The following is a 5,194-nucleotide window of genomic DNA, read 5'->3' on the forward strand; positions in this document are numbered from 1 at the left end:
GTATAAGCATGTTTGTAATTGTTATTATAAGTTCATTTTTTTTATATTAAAGTCTAAGGAGAACTTAAATATGCCTGATGTATTAATCTTTCTATTAATAGCAAATATAATAATTTTAATCTATTTCCAAGTGTTTTCAGATAATACCCCTAAAAAATATAGAAATACATATATAATGACCGTTTTTTGATTGTTTTTATGATTTTTGGATTATATGAGTACTATGCTATTAATGGATTGTTTAATTAGTAATTTATTGATAGCTTTTTTGATCGAAATCTAATAATCATAGGCATATTGCAAAATTTAAAATGAGGGAATGAATGATTTTATGTATAATTTATCCGATTTTGAGATTGAAGAAAGAATAAACAAACTCATTCATGTTGAAAAAACACTACCAAAACAAATATTTTTCGAACCAAATAAATACAACTACTACTTTGAAGAACCAGAGGCTATCTCTATAGACGATGAGGATTTTATCAAGATGATAAAACAGCTTGTTGAAAAGACGCATGATAAGGAAGCCTATATCAGTGAAATTTTGGAAGAAAAGAAATTTTTGCAGAAGTGGAAAATAAGTTTAGAGTTAAGACGGAAAATAGACTTTTCTCAGAGCGACAGTGATATTATTAATGATTTAGATATTGATAATATAATGGAAAAAAACATGCTCATCCATTTTTTCATGTATTTTCCATCTGAGCAAATTTTTATTTTAGCTAATGGATATTTAGAAATAGCCGTATTAGCCATTGATAAAAAGCTCGATGTGGATGTTAGTTGGTATGAGGTTGAGGAGTTTTGCTCTGTCGAAATAATTAAAAAGAGATTCAGTAATGGATTAATAAAGAATTATAGAAATTTTTCTTAGATGATGTAGCACAACGAATTCAGTGGGGAGCTAGGAAATGAATATTCTAATTGGTTTTAGTTGTCTTATATTAAGCATGCTAATATTCGGTTTATGTTTTTACATTGCAGGAAAAGTAAGCAATAAAGTAATTGCATATATTTGGGCATGGCTTGGCATAGTTTTATCTTCAATAGGACTTATTATGTTTTGGATAATAGCCTAAAGTTGAAAAAAATTTAAAATCGTATTTCAGCTAAGAGAAAAAGGTAGTCTATATTTTAGAAAAAAGCATTTCCACACTAGAAAATCAAGAACAAATAAAAACTAGTTACAACTTAGAGAGGAGATTATTCAATTGCTGTTAACAATGTATATATTTCTAGTAATTATTTGTTTAATAACGTGTCTTAATTTAGAGCCGAAAAAGAGCAAAGTTTTGTTTTGGTTAGTGTTTGCTTTGGGCGTGTTTTTTACAATACGGATAGGCGATTTACTTTTATAAAAAACAGTGATCAATATTGAATGCTTTAGCTGATTGTCTATCTAAAAAAAGAAGGTGAACCATATGTTAAATAGAGAACAAATAGAGATTGTCAGAGCCGAAGATGCACTCGAGTATGGAAGTGATATAGGAATCGACGGAGCGGACCAAATATATATTTACTATTTTAAAGACCAGGGAAAACTGTTAGAGCAAGATGTAGTTGATATTTGCGAGGCTTTTGGCGAATATATGACTTCTGCTTATTTTTTGAACGATGAAGATGCTTCTTATGAAAAGTTGCAAGGAGACGAAATAGGTGGATATAAAAAGGTTATCTTGCAGGGGGAATCGCAACAACTTAAACAAGAAATGTTCCGTTTGTTTATAGAAGGATATTATAGTCCATATCTGAATAGGCTATTTTTATTTAAACAAAAAATAGAATTAGATTGTAGGAAACAAGTCGAATTAGAAGATGGCATGGCTATTATCGCCCCTATACTCGATGTTAGAGCGATAGGTATATTTTCAAAAGGGATAGATTTGGTGCGGCTTTTTCAACAAATTACTAATACAGAATTACTGGATACTGTACAAGGAACAGGAGCAAAATCTCGATTGATTGAGGATCATAATGAAAATTTGAGAAATGAGATTGGATACTTAGTTGATTATAAGGCGGAATTGCCAAAGCAAATTTTTAAAAAGCCGGAGTTATATGATTTTTATTTTACCTATTTCTTTCATTGTTATGACGATGACTTCATAAACGACTTAAATAAAATTGGACAACTGCTTAAGCAAGAAAGTGTCAGGTTGTTTACGCCACATTCTTATTATGAAACTATAAGAAAATTTATTTTTAAAAAGATAAAACAAATAGATGTTCCATATGCTGAATTAAGTACAGGTATAACGGAAAAGGAATATGGTGAAATTTTATGGTGTAGCGAGACAGAAAAAATGGATTTTACGGATTTCGATTATTTATACTGGTACTTTAATTCCGACTGTTTTATTTTTGGTGATAAAGAGAGTGAAATTAGTATTTTGGCAATTAAAAAATCTCTTTCCATCAAAAATTCGCTTGAAAATTGGAAAGAAGTAGAGTTGTTCGCGGCGAACCCAGGAGAAGAATGGTGTCCATGGCTAAAAGATGAGGAGAAATTTCTAACAGAACTGATAGCTAATTATCATAATGGAAAGATGGTAAAGACATGAAAACAAGGCAAAGAGCAATGCTGTATACACTGTTAACACGGCATCCTGAATACATTAACGAAATTGAAAATAATGGAGTAGACCATCTTAAACGTGAGAGTATCGATGCGATTATAGATATCCTTACATCCGCGTTTTTGGCTTATGGTTTGGAAGACAATGACAAACCAAATAACTATGGTTTAGAGATAGAAGATTTGGTAGATATTGTTAATGATGCTGACTAGAAAATACTGCAGAAAAGGGGATATTATAAATGACCTTTACTCTGTATTAGAATAGTATTTATTAATAAGTTATTTAGCAAAAAAACAGAAATTTGAAGTAGGACTACTTTTAGCGAATATATTCATGAACTATTGAAGTAAGCGAGTAAAATCAGAAGTTTTAATAGGTATATGCGTATAAGTTCTAACAGTAGTTAATAAATTTACTTATGTAGCTTATGTGGTTTTGACTTTTGTTCAGTATTAAAGTAACTAAAAAACACTAACTTTTAAGAGGACTGGAGTTGAATATTTATTGGCTTTTATCAGAAAAAATAGCTTTCTACTGTTTTTAATATTATTTCTCATGAGTTCCATTTTAATTCATATGTTTTTTTATAATTTTCTCACAGATATTATTGTAACTGTGTTTTTGGGATTAGAAACAATTGTTATTGTCATTATCTCACTAGAAATTATGGATGTTAAAAAGATAAGAAAGCGGACAAAAAGAATTATAGAAATATATTTTTTAACCTTACTTGGTATAACAGTAATCACGTCATATTTATTTTATTAAGGAGGTTTTCCTATATGGCTATCTCCATTGCAGCTTTGATTAACCTTGTAATAATTGCAGGATTATATTTAATTAAAAGAAGTAGGATAAGTATGATATTTAAAGGTATATGTGCTGTTGTCCTATGTACTTTTTCAGTTGGAATGTATGCTTATCTCGGGGTTTATGTCGGATTGTTGGGCTAAGGGATTTGTGAAAAAGAGGCGGAAAGAAATTACTATCAGTGGATTAATGATGAGGAATTAGATGAGTATATTGCTGTTGAAGGCGCGGTAGACTTGACGATGGAATATATTGATTGGTTGTGTGATACGGAATAAACGAAGTCCTAAGCATACACAGAAAAGAGGGATTTTATGATAAACCTAGAATGAGAAGAACTAGACCAACTGGAGATAGAAGAAAAGGTTCAAGAGGTATTAGATTATAGCTATAATACCTGGATGTCTGATAAGAAGAATATTCGTTATTTTGTACGGGCGTTTTATATTAGATGGGATATGATAGCCTAAATGTATGGAATGGAAGAAAATGAGACGGAAGATGATAAGTTAAAAAGTATGTTTGATTTTGGCATTAGCGAGCTGAGAAATATTACAGAGGTCGACTGGATAATGGGTTATTGCATGCTAATTAACCCAATCTTTTTTGAAGAAAATGATAATTATTTGGAACTTGAGGAGAAAGGCCAGGAAATGCTTCGAAATGTAGCAATAAATAACCCGGATGACGTCTTTTTGACTTCTTTTGGTATACCGGAAAAAGATTATTTGAAATGGAAAAGAGCGAACAGAGAGCAACTTATTCAGTATGGGGAAGATAATTTTAACTTTGACTCGGAGTTTTCGAGATATTTTAAACATATTATAAATTGCAGGGCGGATGAAGAGGTGGAAAAAGAAAGCTTTCTGAAGAAGATTGTGCGCAAGTGGAAGCAACGATGAGATTCCATTTGGAGGTGGGAGTATATGCTAAAAAAAACGAAAAAAATTCTCAATGAAATTAAAACTATTATCCAGCAAAAACCTTTTGATTATGAGAAGGCAGAAAATTTGATAAGTGAGTTAAATCTTGAAGAGGCCCCACTAGAATTGGAGAACATCTTACTAGCTAGCATAAATAATAGCGATGAGAATACTCGAATATTTGCCTATGAGTATTTATATTATTTTGATAGCGAAGCAGTTTTTCAAGCAGCCCTCATAGGGACAACAGACGACGATGATTTAGTTCAAATGTGCTCCATAGAAATTTTAGGGAATTTGGCTAAAGTAGAAAGTCTCCCGTATTTAAAGAAGGCGTTGGGCGATAAAAACCCTAATGTACGTTGTTTTGCTGCTGAATCAATCGGTTTTGTAGGAACTGATGAAGCGAAAGCGATACTACAAGAACAGTTAAATAGAGAAACGGATTCTTTTGCAAAAGTAGGTATTTATTATGCGCTCTATTTTCTTGGTCAAGAAGAAATGTTGCCAAAGCTCCTTTCTTTACTAGACGACAATTATCATTTGACGGTGATTAGAAGCTTGGATTTTCTGGGAGACGTTGTTAATCAAACAAATAAAGAAAATATAGTATTAAATATCGAAAAACTTTTAAAGCGAGATATTTCAATTGCAGTCAAGGAAAAAGCAGAAGTGGTGTTAGAAGAAATAAAACGGGACGATAGTTTTCATGCGAAATTTAACGAGTAACAAAGTGGAAATGCGCATAAAAACTTATCAATTTAGAAAAAAGTTTACCAGAATAACTATTCACCCTAATATGAGCAGTCAGAGGCTTAAAAAAGCTGCACATTGATAAAATATGATATTGTAGTATTATTAAAATAAACGATATAAACT

The 5,194-nt window shown here is 31.2% G+C and carries 5 protein-coding genes and 1 pseudogene; all 6 read left to right on the forward strand.

The genetic code is table 11. From position 1 onward, the window contains the following. Positions 1–319: 319 nt before the first annotated feature. Positions 320–877: a hypothetical protein gene (locus HCB45_RS14955; RefSeq protein ID WP_185620429.1), complete on the forward strand. Its 558-nt coding sequence runs from the start codon at positions 320–322 to the stop codon at positions 875–877. A 547-nt stretch (positions 878–1,424) separates the two neighbouring features. Then, a complete protein-coding gene (locus HCB45_RS14960) occupies positions 1,425–2,564 on the forward strand; it encodes a hypothetical protein (protein ID WP_185620430.1) in 1,140 nt (379 codons plus the stop codon). A gap of 17 nt (positions 2,565–2,581) precedes the next feature. Then, positions 2,582–2,791: a hypothetical protein gene (locus HCB45_RS14965; RefSeq protein WP_003765396.1), complete on the forward strand. Its 210-nt coding sequence runs from the start codon at positions 2,582–2,584 to the stop codon at positions 2,789–2,791. A 573-nt stretch (positions 2,792–3,364) separates the two neighbouring features. After that, complete coding sequence (locus HCB45_RS14970; protein WP_003725223.1) at positions 3,365–3,535, forward strand: hypothetical protein; 171 nt, start codon at positions 3,365–3,367, stop codon at positions 3,533–3,535. Positions 3,536–3,739: 204 nt separating this feature from the next. Next, a pseudogene (locus HCB45_RS14975) lies at positions 3,740–4,294 on the forward strand (hypothetical protein). A gap of 24 nt (positions 4,295–4,318) precedes the next feature. After that, the gene (locus HCB45_RS14980; RefSeq protein ID WP_185620431.1) at positions 4,319–5,044 is read left to right on the forward strand and encodes a HEAT repeat domain-containing protein; all 726 of its coding nucleotides are present in this window, start codon (positions 4,319–4,321) and stop codon (positions 5,042–5,044) included. Positions 5,045–5,194: the final 150 nt, after the last annotated feature.

The sequence above is a fragment of the Listeria farberi genome (assembly GCF_014229245.1).
Classification (GTDB): domain Bacteria; phylum Bacillota; class Bacilli; order Lactobacillales; family Listeriaceae; genus Listeria; species Listeria farberi.